18 protein-coding genes are annotated in these 14,982 nt (G+C 50.1%); 16 read left to right on the forward strand and 2 right to left on the reverse strand.

Annotation, left to right across the window (positions count from 1 at the left end; all coding sequences use genetic code 11):
• Positions 1-49 precede the first annotated feature (49 nt).
• On the reverse strand, positions 50-1,669 hold the full coding sequence (locus tag HZU75_RS13410; protein ID WP_180306522.1) for an NAD(P)-binding protein: 1,620 nt from the start codon (positions 1,667-1,669) through the stop codon (positions 50-52).
• Positions 1,669-3,180: a polyamine aminopropyltransferase gene (locus HZU75_RS13415; RefSeq protein ID WP_180306523.1), complete on the reverse strand. Its 1,512-nt coding sequence runs from the start codon at positions 3,178-3,180 to the stop codon at positions 1,669-1,671. Before HZU75_RS13415 ends, HZU75_RS13410 begins: the two co-directional genes overlap by 1 nt.
• Positions 3,181-3,243: 63 nt before the next feature.
• Here HZU75_RS13415 and HZU75_RS13420 point away from each other — a divergent pair, with 63 nt between their 5' ends.
• The 16 genes from HZU75_RS13420 to HZU75_RS13495 all read left to right on the forward strand — a co-directional run bounded on the left by HZU75_RS13420 (position 3,244) and on the right by HZU75_RS13495 (position 14,842).
• Positions 3,244-3,645, forward strand: coding sequence for a DUF350 domain-containing protein (locus tag HZU75_RS13420; RefSeq protein ID WP_180306524.1), 402 nt, complete (start codon positions 3,244-3,246; stop codon positions 3,643-3,645).
• Positions 3,646-3,666: 21 nt separating this feature from the next.
• Complete coding sequence (locus HZU75_RS13425; protein WP_180306525.1) at positions 3,667-3,999, forward strand: hypothetical protein; 333 nt, start codon at positions 3,667-3,669, stop codon at positions 3,997-3,999.
• A gap of 177 nt (positions 4,000-4,176) precedes the next feature.
• A complete protein-coding gene (locus HZU75_RS13430; protein WP_180306526.1) occupies positions 4,177-5,289 on the forward strand; it encodes an SPFH domain-containing protein in 1,113 nt (370 codons plus the stop codon).
• 27 nt (positions 5,290-5,316) lie between these two features.
• Complete coding sequence (locus HZU75_RS13435; RefSeq protein ID WP_180306527.1) at positions 5,317-5,598, forward strand: hypothetical protein; 282 nt, start codon at positions 5,317-5,319, stop codon at positions 5,596-5,598.
• Between the two features lie 18 nt (positions 5,599-5,616).
• Positions 5,617-6,021 (forward strand): GFA family protein, encoded by a 405-nt coding sequence (locus HZU75_RS13440; protein WP_180306528.1) that lies wholly within the window; start codon positions 5,617-5,619, stop codon positions 6,019-6,021.
• Between the two features lie 2 nt (positions 6,022-6,023).
• Positions 6,024-6,383: a DUF6404 family protein gene (locus HZU75_RS13445; RefSeq protein WP_180306529.1), complete on the forward strand. Its 360-nt coding sequence runs from the start codon at positions 6,024-6,026 to the stop codon at positions 6,381-6,383.
• Positions 6,383-7,852, forward strand: a complete 1,470-nt coding sequence (locus HZU75_RS13450; RefSeq protein ID WP_180306530.1) for a DUF4178 domain-containing protein — start codon at positions 6,383-6,385, stop codon at positions 7,850-7,852. The genes HZU75_RS13445 and HZU75_RS13450 overlap by 1 nt, the downstream gene beginning before the upstream one ends.
• A gap of 157 nt (positions 7,853-8,009) precedes the next feature.
• Positions 8,010-8,411, forward strand: a complete 402-nt coding sequence (gene speD, locus HZU75_RS13455) for an adenosylmethionine decarboxylase (RefSeq protein ID WP_228028064.1) — start codon at positions 8,010-8,012, stop codon at positions 8,409-8,411.
• Between the two features lie 205 nt (positions 8,412-8,616).
• Entirely contained in the window at positions 8,617-9,021 is a 405-nt protein-coding gene (gene flgB / locus HZU75_RS13460) for a flagellar basal body rod protein FlgB (RefSeq protein ID WP_180306531.1), read from the forward strand.
• Between the two features lie 10 nt (positions 9,022-9,031).
• Complete coding sequence (gene flgC, locus HZU75_RS13465; protein WP_180306532.1) at positions 9,032-9,445, forward strand: flagellar basal body rod protein FlgC; 414 nt, start codon at positions 9,032-9,034, stop codon at positions 9,443-9,445.
• Between the two features lie 13 nt (positions 9,446-9,458).
• On the forward strand, positions 9,459-10,139 hold the full coding sequence (locus HZU75_RS13470) for a flagellar hook assembly protein FlgD (protein WP_180306533.1): 681 nt from the start codon (positions 9,459-9,461) through the stop codon (positions 10,137-10,139).
• 15 nt (positions 10,140-10,154) lie between these two features.
• Positions 10,155-11,462 carry a flagellar hook protein FlgE gene (gene flgE, locus HZU75_RS13475; RefSeq protein ID WP_180306534.1) on the forward strand — a complete coding sequence of 436 codons (1,308 nt, stop codon included), beginning with the start codon at positions 10,155-10,157 and terminating at the stop codon, positions 11,460-11,462.
• A 20-nt stretch (positions 11,463-11,482) separates the two neighbouring features.
• Positions 11,483-12,223 (forward strand): flagellar basal-body rod protein FlgF, encoded by a 741-nt coding sequence (gene flgF / locus HZU75_RS13480; RefSeq protein ID WP_180306535.1) that lies wholly within the window; start codon positions 11,483-11,485, stop codon positions 12,221-12,223.
• 27 nt (positions 12,224-12,250) lie between these two features.
• Positions 12,251-13,036, forward strand: a complete 786-nt coding sequence (gene flgG / locus HZU75_RS13485) for a flagellar basal-body rod protein FlgG (protein ID WP_180306536.1) — start codon at positions 12,251-12,253, stop codon at positions 13,034-13,036.
• 18 nt (positions 13,037-13,054) lie between these two features.
• A complete protein-coding gene (locus HZU75_RS13490) occupies positions 13,055-13,729 on the forward strand; it encodes a flagellar basal body L-ring protein FlgH (RefSeq protein WP_180306537.1) in 675 nt (224 codons plus the stop codon).
• Positions 13,730-13,750: 21 nt separating this feature from the next.
• Positions 13,751-14,842 carry a flagellar basal body P-ring protein FlgI gene (locus HZU75_RS13495; protein ID WP_180306538.1) on the forward strand — a complete coding sequence of 364 codons (1,092 nt, stop codon included), beginning with the start codon at positions 13,751-13,753 and terminating at the stop codon, positions 14,840-14,842.
• Positions 14,843-14,982 lie beyond the last annotated feature (140 nt).

The following is a 14,982-nucleotide window of genomic DNA, read 5'->3' on the forward strand; positions in this document are numbered from 1 at the left end:
CAGCCGATTCGGCTGGCTTTTTTATTGACCCCAACATGCTGCTAATAATTTAGCGTTGCAGTAATTTGAGAGCCGCTTGCTCGCCCCACCAACTAGCTTCTTCAAATACTGAAAGCCCACTTAAATCACTATGGGCAAATTGCACACGTCCTTGCTGCGATTGCAGTGCAGCTATTCCTGAATTGCTCAAAAATCCCGGTGTTGGGCTGGCCATTGCGTGGCCGCGCAGGGTGATTTCTACCTGCTCAATATAATGCCGTGCTTTCAGTGGGTTATCCCAACCGTAGACGGTGGCGAGATCTGCAATTGCAACTTCATACAGCGCCTCGGCACTGGCGTGTTCCAATCGTACTCGCACAGCGCTGGGTGATTCCTCTGCATACGCGTGGTAACAGCTCAGTACTGTCGCCGCGGGTTTAGCTACCCGGATGAGTTGATGGGTGCTATTGACGAATCCCAGGCTATGGCTGCCGTACACCACGTTATCCCACGCGAGCGGAGTATGGACTGGTTCATCAGGAAAGCGTTTAAGCAGAAAATTGCTGATTTGCCATGCCGCATGTGGGGCCTGATGCTGGCTGGGGTCAAAGCCATATTGTCGTAGATCAGTGATTTTAGCCGCGACATGCAGCGGCATCGCGCAAATAACCTGCTCGGCGATCAGTCGTGTGGTTTGCCCTTGCTGTACCACATCAATATGCACTTCGCTATCGTGTTCGGCCATGTGGACGGCGATGCCATCGATGGTTTTGATGCCTTGTTGCAGATGTAGCAACAGGGGGTTAAGTCCGGTTGGCCACGTGAGGACTGCGCCAGTTGCCGCATTATTTGCTTCGCCACCGCGTGAGGCAAAATAGTGCAGACCCGCCCAAGCCGAAGTTTCCTGCAGGCCGATGCCATAATCGTCGCGGCAGGCATAGTCGAGATACCACAATAAGCTTGGCGCGGTGTAGCCATGCTGCTTGAGCCAGGTGGCAAAGCTGATTTGATCGAGCGCTAGCCACGCCGGGTCGCGGCTGGAAAGGGCGATCGGAATACAAAATGCCTTGCGGCCATCGTGGCCTGTGGCGTGCTGCAATTGCTGTGTATGTGCAAAAAACTGCTGGTGCTGTGCTTGATCTGCGGCCGGCATCCCCGTGTGTGGCACCACACCATCTTGCCATTGCCCATTGATCCAGAGCCGATCTTCCGGTGAATGCACCAGTACCTGTTCGTTATAACTGGGTTTTTCGCCGTACGGATTATCCTCGATGACGCCCATTTCAAATAGCAATTCGCGCACGTGGCGCGAGGCGAGGGAGGGGAGCGGTAAATAATGTGCCCCACGAGGATAGCCAACGCCCTGCATGCTGCCTGCGGCGGCGTTGCCAAAGCGCTCAGGGCCGGTGACGACCAATAAATCGTCTGGATTTTGAAATCGACCCGATTTTCTCAGCCGCCAAGCAGCAAATAAACCCGCTGCACCCGAGCCTAAAATAGCCACGCGTACTTTTCGTGTGCTGCTTGGCTGCGCTATGGGGGTATGGTCTCGTAGCCTATGCCCAGCTTCCATTCCGGGTAAATACACCATGATTGGAATGCCAAAATGGCTCAACTCGCGACACGCAGGTAGTACGCTGCTTAAACCCAGCGCTGCACTAGCTTGCAAAAATTGGCGACGGCTAAACATTAGCGAATGACCTGCGACCAATCTTGCTCGAAGTAATGCACCAGCGATTGGTTGTTAAGCCGATTGGCTTCAACTTTGACAGGCTGCATATCGGGCGGGAAAAAGAACATTTGCCGCGTGGTTTCTGCATCCAAAAACTTAGTTTTCACGCGGAACGACGTCGGCGGCGTATAGCCCGGTTGCTGGCTCGCCAAAATGAACCCCCACTCGCCAAATGAAGGAACGAATGCGTGATAAGGGGTGGTATATAGCCCAACCTCTTTTAATGTCTCATTAATACACCAATACGAGCGGGGGGCATGTAGTGGCGAGGTGGATTGCACCACCATTAAGCCGTTTGCACTCAGGTGTTTTTTCACCAAGCGATACATCGGCACTGAATACAATTTGCCCAGCGCAAAATTACTTGGATCAGGGAAGTCGATGATGATCGCGTCAAAAACCTGCAGGTTTTGCTCGATCCATTGTGCGGCATCGGCATTGATGACTTTGACTTTCGGGTTGGACAGCGAGCGTTGATTAAACCCTACCAGCCTTTCGTTATGCGTGAATAAATCGGTCATTGCGGGGTCGAGATCGACCAAAGTAATGTGCTCGATATTCGGGTATTTCAAAATCTCGCGCACCGCCAGCCCATCGCCGCCGCCCAGCACCAACACAGATTTAGCCTGTGGCAGTTTTTCCAGCACTGGGTGCACCAAGGCTTCATGATATCGATATTCATCGCGACTGGAGAATTGCAGATTACCGTTGATATAGAGGCGTGTATCGTTTTTCCACTGCGTGATTAATAGTCGCTGATACGGCGTGGTTTGCGCGTGAATGATTTCATCGCCATATAGCGTTTTTTCACTCCAGCGCGTTAGGTGGTCAGCGCTTAACATCCCCGCGCTCAGTAGCATAAATGCCACAGCCCCCCGCAATAATTGCTGCCGAGGGTAGAGCAACTCTGCGCGGAAAATTTTGCTGGTCATCAGAGCAATGCCCACATTGATCAGCCCAAATAATAAGGCCGAGCGTGCCAATCCAAGATGGGGGGCCAGTACCAGTGGAAAGACTAGCGATACAGCCAAAGCGCCCATATAGTCAAAGGTCAGCACTCGGCTCACTAATTCGGCAAAATCATTTTTGCGTTGATTCAATATCCGCATTACTAGCGGGATTTCCATTCCTACTAGCACGCCAGTCACAAACACTAAGGCATATAGCACCGAACGAAATGGCGCGGCGGCCCAAGCAAACACAATAAACAGCAGTGTGGCAGACAGCCCGCCAATCAAACCTACGAGTAATTCAATTTCAATAAAGGTATCCAGCGTGCGTTCATCCGACACATATTTGGATAGATGTGAGCCCACCCCCATGGCAAATAGATAGCAACCAATAATCGAGGAAAACTGCAAAATTGAGTCGCCCAGCAGGTAGCTAGCCAAGGCGCCGGCGATTAATTCATACGCTAGCCCACAGGAGGCCACAATAAAAACCGAAAGGATGAGCAGCTTTTCTCGCATGGATATTTCGGATGAATTGATTCAGAATGACAGCATTATGCCTGAGCCCAGTAAGGAATATGCATGTTAGACAGCTATCTACCGCCATTAATTGGCTACCTCAGCTACCTTGCCAGCGGCATTGCCATGTTGGTGGTGTTTGCCATGCTGTACAGCAAGATCACTCCATATGACGAACTCAAATTGATACGCGAAGGCAATGTGGCCGCAGCGTTGTCATTTGGTGGTGCATTAATCGGGTTTTCCTTTGCGTTAGCCTCCAGCGCATGGCATTTAAATCAGTTGGAGTTTTTCCTGATTTGGGGGGCACTCGCTGGGCTGATGCAAATTCTGGCATACGCATTTACGGTGAAATGCATTAAGGGTATGCCCATGCAGATAGCAGAAAATAACGTAGCTGTTGGTGTACTGGCTGGAGGTATATCGTTGGCAGTTGGTGTGATTAATGCAGGGTGTTTGTCTTAATTTACCTGTTGGAGAATCAAAATGGTTTTTCAGTCGTCGGTATTTGAAAGTCGTCAAAAAATAGATGGTTTCCATCTAGGTGATTTAGAAGTAAAAGCTGGGCAAAGCTGCAAAGTGGATGGCTTTGTATTTGGCTCAATCACGATACGAGCTGGCGCTAAGGTTAAAGTCGATGGTTTTGTGTTCGGCAATGTTATTAATTTGGGCGGGGAATTTGCCATCAACGGGTTTGTGCTAGGGCGCAGGATTTACGCCGAGCCAGAAGATGATGGCCTGCGAGTAATCAATCCCAATCCATCCCTCCCCAAATCTAAATGGCCAGTCAGCATAATCCGGCGCATCACGCGTAAATAAAGCAAAGCCTTATTCTGTGTGAGGGTCGATTATGGATATGCATGATAAGGATCAATGGCGATCTGAGTTACTCGAAGAAGCGATGGAATGGGGTTTGGAATTTGGCCTTGATGTCATTTTGGATATTTTGAGCGGTTTATTTTAAGCATTTTTTCTGCCTAGCAGATGGAGCACATCATGAGTCTCGGTTCGTTTATTAAAAAGCAATTTATCGACATTCTGCAGTGGAATGAAGACAGCGATGGTGTGTTGGCGTATCGCTATCCGATGGCCGATTTCGAGATTCAGTACGGCGCCAGCCTCACGGTGCGCGAATCGCAAGCGGCGGTGTTTATTAATGAAGGCCAAGTCGCCGATGTGTTTGGCGCGGGCATGTATAAGCTCACCACGCAAACGCTGCCCGTGCTCACTTACCTGAAAAACTGGGACAAGCTGTTCGAGTCGCCGTTTAAATCGGATGTGTATTTCTTTAGCACGCGTCTGCAGCTCGGTCGTAAATGGGGTACGCCGCAGCCGATCACGATACGCGATGCGGATTTTGGTATGGTGCGGATGCGCGCGTTTGGTGTGTATTCGTATAAGTTGGTTGACCCGAAATTATTCTTCAGCGAAATCAGCGGCACGCGTGAAGTCTATACCCGCGACGACTTAGAGCTGCAATTGCGCAACCTCGTCGTCGCAACGATGACCTCCGCCTTGGGTGGCGCTGGCGTGCCTTTCCTCGATATGGCCGGCAATCAAGGCCTGATGAGCCAGAAAATCAGCGAAGCGCTGACGCCGGTGTTTGCCAAATACGGCCTTGAGCTCGATAACTTCGCGGTAGAAAACATCAGCCTGCCTGAAGAACTGCAAAAAGCCATCGACACGCGCATCACGATGGGCATGATCGGCAATATGCAAACCTATACCCAATACCAAGCCGCCAACGCCATTCCGCTCGCAGCGCAAAATGAAGGTGGTCTTGCCGGTATCGGTGCCGGCATGGCCGCCGGGGTGGGCGTCGGCCAAGTAATGGCCGGCGCGATGACCAATGCCTTGGGGCTGGGCGGCGTTGCTGCGCCAGCAGGTACAGGCGTCGTGATTGGTGCGGATGGCGGTATGGGCGTAGGTGTAATGGCAAGTGGCGCTCAGCAGCCAGTACCCACGCAGGGTAACGCTGCACCTGCCGCCGATCCAAACAGCCCACAAGCCAAACTCGGCCAGCTGAAAGGCTTGCTAGATCAAGGCTTAATTAGCCAAGGCGATTACGACAGTGCAAAAGCTGAAGTATTGAAGAAGTTGATTGGTTAATTGTTCGCGGCGTAAATGGAGCTGAATATGACTTTACTGCTGGGTATGGCGGCGATTGTAGGTGGAGTTTTGTTGTTCAATTATTTCTTTCCATTTATGCCGTGGACGAAACAAGAATGGTTAGCGCTGCCGACCGAATCCGAATATAGACAAAGGCACCCTACAGCCTGCAACGGGGAGCGAACTCATTGTGTCAAATGTGGTGGCGAGCAACAGCTTGATTTGCCTACATTCAATCCAGGCGTGATAAATCGAAAAGTCATGTGTATGAGATGTAAAGCAGTGCTTTGGCGTGTGTCATCCAAATAAAGATAAAAAGGATAAACAATGAGCGTACAGGGAGCCTGCGCCTGCGGTCAGGTGCAATATGAAGTCGATGAATTTTTTACCCCAGTGATTCATTGCAATTGCGACACCTGCCGCAGCGTGCTGGGTACGCCGTTTAATAGCGTGGCGGGGGCTAAGCGCGCGCATTTTCGCGTAGTTGCTGGGCAGGAAAAGCTCAAATTTTTTGAATCATCACCGGGCAAATCGCGCTATTTTTGCGGCGAGTGCGGCACGCATCTGTATGGCAAAAAAGCGGGGCAGGAAAACCTGATCGTGCGTGTTGGCACGTTGCGAGATGATCCGGGGATTCGCGGTGGTATGCATATCTGGACTTCGCATCGCAAGGCTTGGCTGGGGTACGAGGGATTGGCTGAGTATGACGAGTGGCAGCCGGGGCGGGGATAATTATGGCGATCGACCTTGAGTTTGAGCGCAAGAAAATAGCGGCCTTAGCTGTGTTTCAAGCGAAAACCTCAGAAACGGGCTGGCGATATCTAGTGCAGTGGCCTTGGTTTCTTAGGATGCAATGGGCATTAGGCTTAAAAACAAAGCCAAAGTATTTCAATACACTGATGGGGGAAACGATTCAAGGCTTATCTAGTTGTGGAGCGCTTTTACCCTTGGTGATTGTAGGGTGGACATCGGGTATTTCGTTTCAAAAAGTCATTGGTTTTTCCGTGCTTTTTCTGACTCTTAGTGCGCTGCAAGCGCTGGCTATCCGCTCTTTTGCGCGCAAAAAACAATTACCTAGCTGGGAAAGCCTTTAATGTTTCGTACCGCTTGCCCCTCGTGTGGCGCTGAGGTTTTATTTCGCTCGACGATTTCGGCGATTGCTGTTTGCGAATATTGCCAGTCTACGGTGCTACGCAGCGCCGATGAGGTCAAAGACATTGGCAAAATCGGCAAGGTGCTGGAAGACTATTCGCCGATTCAGATCGGCACGTCAGGGTTATTTGCTGGGCGCACATTTACCGTGATTGGCCGTATTCAGTTGCGCTACGATGCGGGATTGTGGAACGAGTGGTATGTCTCGTTTGATGATGGGAAATATGGCTGGCTGGGCGATACCTCTGGGCAGTATATGTTTACCCTGCCGCTCGGCGAGGCAGCTAATGCACCACAGTTTGAATATTTAACCCCCGAAATGCGCTACGAACATGGTGGGCGGGCTTATGTGGTGACCGATAAGCGCAGCGCACAATGTGTGGGTGGACAAGGTGAATTGCCGTTTGTGGTGGGTAATGGTTATGTTGCTAAAGTAGTTGATTGTCGTATCGCTGAGCGTTTTCTAACGATAGATTATTCCGATGTAAACGCAGCCAGACCCAATCCGCAGTTGTATGTCGGCGAAGCGGTTGAGCTGAAAAACCTGCAAGCGCAGTTGCTGCGCAGTGATGAGGAAATTCAGCGCAGCGCTGGACGACTCAAGGGTACGCCCAATGTGCTCGATTGCCCTAGTTGCGGCAATCAGTTGCAATACCGTGCGGGAGTTGCCACGCAAATCGTGTGTGCAGCCTGTGGTTCGGAAGTGGATTGCTCGGGCGACAAAGCGCTGGTGCTGACCAAGCACACCGAAGCCGAGCGCTATCATGCCACGCTCGATTGCGGCGATAGCGCGATGATCGATGGCACCAAATGGACGGTGATCGGCCTGATTGAAATGGTCGAAACCGATGATGAAGATTCGCACTGGACCGAATACTTGCTACATAACTGGCAGCAGGGCTTTCAATGGTTGGTTGAAGCCAAAGATGGCTGGTCGCGCGTGGCGGTGCTTAATGCAATGCCAGAGAGTTGGAGCGATGCACATGCCAATTTTCAAGGGCAACGCTTTCGCAAAATGTATGACAGTTACACCGCCAAAGTCGTATACGCGGCGGGGGCGTTTAACTGGCGGGTGAGTGTCGGCGATCGGGTTCAGTTATGGGAGTATCAGCAAGGCCAACAGCGCTTGTGCAAAGAGAAAAATAGCGCTGAACTCGTTTGGTCATTGGCGAGCAAAATTCCCAACCGACAAATCGAGCAATGGTTTAATAAAACCAATGTGCAAACCTTAAAATCAGATGCCGAACCGGGCGATCAGCGAAGTATGGCTTGGCGTTATACGCTGATTCTGCTGGCGATCAACCTGCCTCTAGCCTTGTTTGGCGATGATGTGTTGGAAGGCGTGTTCTGGACTGGTATGGCTGCCTATGTTTTGCATTGGCCACTTAATAAAAGCGAATCGGACGAATGAGCAACGGCTTTTACAAAATTTACTGCATCGCGATTATCACGATTTGCACCTTGTTCAATTTATCGTCATGCAGCAATTCAGGTTCATCGTCAGGGAGTAGTCGTGGCTGGAGCAGCGGTTCGTCTTCTGGCGGTTGGAGTTCGGGTGGTGGGCATAAATGAAGCATGAGCCATTACTAGAGTTGTCGATGACTAACCCCGTGCCACTTGGTCGACATTTAATTGCCGACTTTCAAGGCTGTACACCTACGGTATTGGCCGATCCTGCTTTGATTGAAAACGCCATGCTGGCCGCAGTCCAAGCTGGCCAGGCTCATGTGCTGCAACGCCATTTTCATCATTTTGGTCCTGAGCAAGGTGTGACCGGTATGCTGTTATTACGCGAGTCGCATATCAGTATTCATACGTGGCCAGAGCATGGCTATGCAGCGATTGATCTGTTTATGTGTGGTGCGGCCAACGCGGACGCCGCTTTGGCTGTGTTGCAGCAAGTCTTGCAACCTGCAGAATCGAGCCAACAAGTGATTTGGCGTTCAAGTATTAAGGGTATTGCCTCTTAGGCTTTAAATTTATTGGTATTTAAAGCTATACCCATCATCATTTTAGTCTGAGTGATTGCACAGGCAGATCAGCCGACTCAAGCGGCAAACCTTGCCGCTTTTGAGCGGTTTTCCCTCTCTCTAAGTCAATAAAACCGCGGCTCTAGCGGTTTCTTCTTGCTGGCATACATTGTGCTTGTATCTGTGCATTCATTTGGAGTGCGATATGCTGGGCAAAATCGACGACTATTTTCGTAATCAGGAAACTGCGCTGAAAATGCGCTCGTATCGACAGGAAATTTTGGCGTCAAATATCGCCAATGCGGATACGCCCAATTACAAAGCCCGCGATTTCGATTTTAAAGCCGCCTATGAAAGCGCCCGTGCAGGCCAGCAAACGGCGACTTTGGCCACCAGTAATGCTCGCCATTTGCAACCATCACTGACGATTGATCTGTTTGCTCCCGAACTGAAATACCGTAATGAGCGTCAACCATCGATTGATGGCAATACGGTGGAAATGGACACCGAAATGAAAGAATTTACCGATAACGCCATTCGTTATCAGGCTTCGGTGACCTTCTTGCAGCGGCGAATTGAATCGATGAAAACCGCGCTGACCGGCCAATAAGGATTAACTGATGTCGATGTTCCGAGTTTTTGATGTAGCAGCTTCTGGCATGCGGGCGCAATCAGCGCGCCTGAATGCGGTGGCAAGTAATTTGGCGAATGCTGAATCGGTGACTAGTTCAAATGGTCAGCCTTATCGCGCGAAACAAGTGGTGTTTCAGGCGCAGCCGCTAACGGCCAATAATAAGCAATCCGTTGGCGTGCAGGTAGCTGGTGTAATCGAAGATCAGGCACCTCCTAAATTAGTGTTTGATCCAAAAAGCCCATTTGCCGATGCGAATGGCTACGTGGCAATGCCTAATGTCAACGTAGTGGATGAAATGACCAATATGATTTCCGCGTCACGTTCGTACCAAACCAATATTGATGTGATGAATACCGCCAAAACGCTGCTGCTGCGTACCTTGTCGCTCGGTCAAGTTTAAGGAGTAATACACCATGGCAACCAATCCAGTTTCAGGTCAATTTGACTACAGCTCTTTAAACGCGCGAACCACCACCACTAAAACGCAAACTGAAGAGCAGCAAGATCGGTTTATGAAGTTGTTGGTTAAGCAATTGCAGTCGCAAGACCCAATGAACCCGATGGATAACGCGCAAACCACGAGTCAGATCGCGCAAATTAATACGGTGAGCGGCATCGAAAAGCTCAATGCATCGATGGCGCAAATGACCAGTTTGTACGCGGGTACACAAGTGATGCAGGCGGCAAACTTGATCGGCAAAGAAGTCCTGTGCCCCGGCAATGGTTTCCGCTTTGATGGCAGTAAAGCGGCCGACTTGCGTTTTAATATCCCAGATGGTGCCAGCAATGCAATGGCGACCATTTATGATGACAAAGGCGCTGAAGTAGCCAAAGTGCCAGTTACGACCGCTAAATCTGGTTTGGTGCAGCTCGCTTGGGATGGCAAGAAGGCCGATGGCACTGTAGTTCCTGCTGGTAATTACAAGGTAACGGCAACCGCACAAAAAGATGGCAAGGAAATTGCTTTGAGTACGGTGACTTGGCAGGTGGCTAAGTCGGTGGAATTTGGCAGCGATGGTGTTGGGGTGTATTTGGCCAATGGTGAGAAAACCAATTTTGGCGGCATTATCCAGATTCAGCAGTCAAACGGTTAAGGTAAGGAGCGTATCATGGGTTTCCAACAAGGCTTAAGTGGTCTCGGCGCCGCAGCTAAAAATCTGGACGTAATTGGTAATAATGTCGCCAACGTGAATACCGTTGGTTTCAAAGGGTCGCGCGCAGAGTTTGCCGATATTTATGCCAGTACCTTTGGTACCGCCTCAAATATTGCGGGTATCGGTGCCAAGGTGACGACGATTGCCCAGCAGTTTTCGCAGGGTAATACTACCTCAACGAATAATCCGCTGGATGTTGCGATTACCGGGAATGGTTTTTTCCGTATGCAAGATCCAACTGGCAGTATTAGCTATGCACGTAATGGCCAATTCCAGCTCGATAAGAATGGCTATATCGTTAATAACGGCCAATTTCTTACCGGCTGGGCTGTAGATCAAGGAACCGGCATTTTCCTAGAAGGCTCAACGCCACAACCTATTCAGCTGCAATTTTCCAATATCGGCGCACGGGCAACTGGCGCATCTGGGGTTACTGGCGCGGGTTTGAATCTGGGTTTGAATTTGAATGCGGCCGATAAAGTGATTCCAGCCGGTACCGCTTTCTCGTCCACTGACCCGACCACATATAATTATTCAACGTCGGCCACCGTATTTGACTCTTTAGGTGTGGCGCATACGCAGACGATGTATTTCCGCAAGCAAGACCCCGCCGCAGGAGGTACGGTTGGATCTTGGGATATTAAATATGGCCTGGATGGTAAAGATGTTAATGCTAATGGTACTTTAGGTCCCCAAGTGCCTGCAGTGGCTAAGTTAAGTACGACCATCTCGTTTGATGCCAATGGTAAACCGGTGGGTTTGCCCGTTGGCGGAACGACTTTCAATGTCACTGCTGCAACGCTGAACAATGGTTCGGCTGGGCTCAATTTCCAAATGTATTTTGATAAATCGACCCAATTTGGTAGCCCATACAATGTGAATACCTTGACCCAAGATGGCTATACCGACGGTGTTTTAACCGGTATTTCGGTGAGCAAAGAAGGGGTAGTGCAAGGTCGTTATTCCAATGGTCAAAGCCGCAATGTGGCTAAGGTGGTGTTGTCTACGTTTACTAATCCACAAGGCTTGCAACCCTTGGGCGATAACCGTTGGGCTGAATCATTTGGCTCTGGCCAACCCCTAACAAACGGCCCTGGGCAAGGCAATACCGGCTTTTTGCAGGCCGCTGCGGTTGAGGATTCCAACGTGGATTTGACCTCTGAGCTGGTGAACTTGATTACTGCGCAACGCAATTATCAAGCCAACGCTCAAACGGTGAAAGCGCAAGACACCATCATGCAAACCATTGTGAATCTGCGCTGATAAAAGGTCATAACTAAGGTATGGATCGTTTAATTTATGTGGCGATGTCGGGGGCTAAAAACAGCGAAACCCGTCAGGCAACGATTGCGAACAATTTAGCAAATGTAACGACACCAGGCTTTCGTGCTGAATTGGCATCGGCACGTGCGGTTGCTGCGCTTGGCGGTCCAGGCATGGGTACACGGGCGTATGTTGTGCAGCAAACGGCAGCCGCAGATTTAAGCCCCGGTATTTTCCAGCAAACCGGACGGGATTTGGATGTTGCCATTCGTGGTAACGGTTGGCTGACCGTGCAGACTTCCAGTGGTGAGGCTTATACCCGAAATGGCAGCTTTGCGATTGATTCATCAGGCCTACTAAAAACCCATTCGGGCGAGATTGTACAAGGCGAAAGTGGTCCACTCACTATTCCTGAAAACAACCGTGCAACGATTGCGCCCGATGGCACAGTCACGGCCATTGATATGGCCAATCCTACTCAGACGGTGGAAGTGGGGCGGTTGAAATTGGTTAACCCGCCAGATGCGCAGATGGAAAAAGGACTTGATGGCCTGTTTCGTCAACGTAACGGTGAAACTGCGCAAGCGGATCCTGAAGTGCGTTTGGCCAGTGGCGGCGTAGAAGGTAGTAACGTCAATTCGGTCGAGCAGTTGGTCAATATGATTTCAACGCAGCGCCATTTTGATATGCAGATCAAATTGCTCACGACCGCAGAGCAAAACTCCCGCTCGGCCAGCTCCCTGCTTTCATTAAATAGTTAAGCCATATAAAAACAAGGATTTAGCATCATGATGCGTTCGCTTTGGACTGCAAAAACCGGCATGGATGCCATGCAGTTTAATATCGATGTGGTTTCACACAATTTGGCCAACGTGAACACTAATGGCTATAAACGCGAACGTGCGATTTTTGAAGATTTGATGTATCAAAATTTGCGGCAGGCGGGCGGTGCGACGAGTCAGCAAACCTCATTACCTAGCGGGCTGTATGTAGGTACTGGCACGCAAATTGTGGCCACCGTGCGTAATCATTCGGTCGGCAATCTGCAAAAAACTGATGGTCCGCTCGATTTAGCCATTAATGGTGATGGCTTTTTCCAAATTGCTTTGCCTAATGGTACGACTGCTTATACGCGTGATGGTGCATTTCAGGTCAATAGCCAAGGCACGATCGTAACCAGTAGCGGTTACGAGTTGTCGCCAGCAATTCAGGTGCCACAAGGCACAACCAGTATCACATTTGCCAAAGATGGTACGGTGTCGGCCATTGTAAATAATAACGCGGCAGCACCGATTCAAGTCGGTAATATTCAGACTGCCACCTTTATTAACCCACCGGGCTTGGAATCAATCGGTGGGAACTTATATCTGGAAACCTCTGCGAGTGGTGCGCCAACAGTGGGAACGCCTGGCACGAACGGTTTGGGTGCGATTAACCAAGGTTATACCGAAACGTCGAATGTGAATGCAACGGAAGAATTGATCAATATGATTCAGGCGCAGCGTGCGTTTGAGCTTAACTCCAAAGCTGTGACAACTACCGATCAAATGCTGGCGAAATTGTCGCAGATGTAATTGGCCATGATGGTGACTATGAAAAAATTGCGTTTAGTTTGCTGGAGTTTCTTGCTGCTTAGTCTGACTGCGTGTGTGGCACCACAGTCGATTGTGACTCAGCCAACCTCCGCACGCGCTCAGCCAAGCGTGCTGACTGGCAATAATAATGGCGCGATTTTTCAGGCGGCAACCGCCAAAATGCTGTTTGAAGAACCGGTGGCGCGCCGTATTGGCGATATTTTGGTTGTGACAATTGAAGAAAATCTAACCGCAGTTAATAAAGCCAATAGCAGTACGAATCGCGATGGTGGGCTCACTTTAAGCGGCTCGGCCGATATTCCGTATATGCCAGCTGCGCTTGGGAAGCTATTTAACGCCACCGCCGATATAAGTACCAATAATAAATTTGCAGGTAAAGGCGAGACTAATAGCACCAACACCTTCAAGGGTAGTATTGCGGTGACTGTGATTGATGTTTTTGCCAACGGCAATTTATCGATTGGTGGTGAAAAACAAGTTGTAGTAAATGGGTATAACAATGTCCTGCGCTTTACCGGGGTCGTGAATCCTAACGACATCAAGGCTGGAAATACGATTTCTTCTACCCGTGTTGCCGATGCCCGTATCGAGCAAGTGGGGCAGGGCGCAATTAGCGATGCAAATACGATGGGCTGGATGCAGCGGTTTTTCCTCTCGGTATGGCCGTTTTAATTGAATTGATGGGGCGGGTATATGCGTAAACTAATTTTGGCTATTGCCCTGTGTGTCTATACCTTGCCAGTGTATGCTGATCGCTTAAAGGATTTAGCTAGCTTTGCTGGCGTGCGCAATAACCAGTTGGTCGGTTATGGCTTGGTAGTTGGTCTTGATGGAAGTGGTGATCAGACCACGCAAACGCCATTCACCGTGCAATCGGTGGTGAATATGCTCACCAATATGGGGGTTCAGGTACCAACGGGCGGCAATTTGCAATTGAAAAATGTCGCTGCAGTGACTGTAACAGCAACGCTGCCGCCGTTTGCTCGCCCAGGCCAGCCACTTGATATCGTGGTGTCTTCCATTGGTAATGCAAAAAGCTTACGGGGTGGCACATTGTTAATGGCGCCTCTGAAGGGGGCCGATGGACAAATTTACGCCATGGCGCAGGGTAATTTAGTGGTTGCTGGCGCGGGCGCATCTGCTGGTGGTTCGAGTACGCAAATCAATCAGTTAGCAACAGGGCGCATCCCTGCTGGTGCCACGGTGGAACGTGCGGTGCCGACCTTGCTGGGCAACGGCGAGTTTGTGCAATTGGAGTTGCTCAAGACTGATTTTTCCACCGCCAGCCGTGTGGTCAATGCCATCAATAGCCAAATTGGCCCAGTGGCCGCCGCGCTGGATGGCCGGGTGATTCAAGTGCGTGCGCCACTCGACCCAAATCAGCGCGTTGCTTTCTTGGCCAAGCTTGAGGGTGTGAATGTCACGCCGGGTGAAACTTCGCCTAAGGTGATTATTAATGCCCGTACTGGTTCGGTGGTGATGAATCAGGCGGTGACGATTGATCCATGCGCGATTGCGCACGGCAATTTAACCGTAACTATTTTGGCGGATAACAAAGTCGAGCAGCCTAAACCATTAGCCAATGGACAAACTGCTAAAGTGCAAAACGCGGATATTGATATTGAAGTAGGTAAAGGCCCAGTGGTGCGCTTGCCAAAGGCCGCTACGCTCAATCAAGTGGTACGGGCGCTCAATGCGGTGGGTGCTACGCCGCAAGATTTGTTGGCTATTTTGCAAGCAATGAAAATTGCCGGTGCCTTGAATGCCGAATTGGAAGTGATTTAATGGCTTGGCAAACAAACTATGGGTATATGCATTTGGCTTAAAAATTGATTTGCTTTTAGTGGTATACCCCATCAGGTATTTAAAAGGCGCTCAGATTTGAGCGCCTTTTATTTTGGGCATACTCCTTGCTTGTAATCTGG

This window comes from Chitinibacter fontanus (assembly GCF_013423785.1).
Taxonomy (GTDB): Bacteria; Pseudomonadota; Gammaproteobacteria; order Burkholderiales; family Chitinibacteraceae; genus Chitinibacter; species Chitinibacter fontanus.

Bases quoted from the DNA above. Each gene is read 5' to 3' on its own strand.
- HZU75_RS13490 (WP_180306537.1), top strand. From the start codon at position 13,055: ATGAAAAAATTGCGTTTAGTTTGCTGGAGTTTCTTGCTGCTTAGTCTG.
- HZU75_RS13420 (WP_180306524.1), top strand. From the start codon at position 3,244: ATGTTAGACAGCTATCTACCGCCATTAATTGGCTACCTCAGCTACCTT.
- HZU75_RS13495 (WP_180306538.1), top strand. From the start codon at position 13,751: ATGCGTAAACTAATTTTGGCTATTGCCCTGTGTGTCTATACCTTGCCA.
- HZU75_RS13440 (WP_180306528.1), top strand. From the start codon at position 5,617: ATGAGCGTACAGGGAGCCTGCGCCTGCGGTCAGGTGCAATATGAAGTC.
- flgG (WP_180306536.1), top strand. From the start codon at position 12,251: ATGATGCGTTCGCTTTGGACTGCAAAAACCGGCATGGATGCCATGCAG.
- HZU75_RS13410 (WP_180306522.1), bottom strand. From the start codon at position 1,669: ATGTTTAGCCGTCGCCAATTTTTGCAAGCTAGTGCAGCGCTGGGTTTA.
- HZU75_RS13450 (WP_180306530.1), top strand. From the start codon at position 6,383: ATGTTTCGTACCGCTTGCCCCTCGTGTGGCGCTGAGGTTTTATTTCGC.
- flgB (WP_180306531.1), top strand. From the start codon at position 8,617: ATGCTGGGCAAAATCGACGACTATTTTCGTAATCAGGAAACTGCGCTG.
- HZU75_RS13445 (WP_180306529.1), top strand. From the start codon at position 6,024: ATGGCGATCGACCTTGAGTTTGAGCGCAAGAAAATAGCGGCCTTAGCT.
- flgF (WP_180306535.1), top strand. From the start codon at position 11,483: ATGGATCGTTTAATTTATGTGGCGATGTCGGGGGCTAAAAACAGCGAA.
- HZU75_RS13430 (WP_180306526.1), top strand. From the start codon at position 4,177: ATGAGTCTCGGTTCGTTTATTAAAAAGCAATTTATCGACATTCTGCAG.
- flgE (WP_180306534.1), top strand. From the start codon at position 10,155: ATGGGTTTCCAACAAGGCTTAAGTGGTCTCGGCGCCGCAGCTAAAAAT.
- flgC (WP_180306532.1), top strand. From the start codon at position 9,032: ATGTCGATGTTCCGAGTTTTTGATGTAGCAGCTTCTGGCATGCGGGCG.
- HZU75_RS13425 (WP_180306525.1), top strand. From the start codon at position 3,667: ATGGTTTTTCAGTCGTCGGTATTTGAAAGTCGTCAAAAAATAGATGGT.
- HZU75_RS13470 (WP_180306533.1), top strand. From the start codon at position 9,459: ATGGCAACCAATCCAGTTTCAGGTCAATTTGACTACAGCTCTTTAAAC.
- speD (WP_228028064.1), top strand. From the start codon at position 8,010: ATGAAGCATGAGCCATTACTAGAGTTGTCGATGACTAACCCCGTGCCA.
- HZU75_RS13435 (WP_180306527.1), top strand. From the start codon at position 5,317: ATGACTTTACTGCTGGGTATGGCGGCGATTGTAGGTGGAGTTTTGTTG.
- HZU75_RS13415 (WP_180306523.1), bottom strand. From the start codon at position 3,180: ATGCGAGAAAAGCTGCTCATCCTTTCGGTTTTTATTGTGGCCTCCTGT.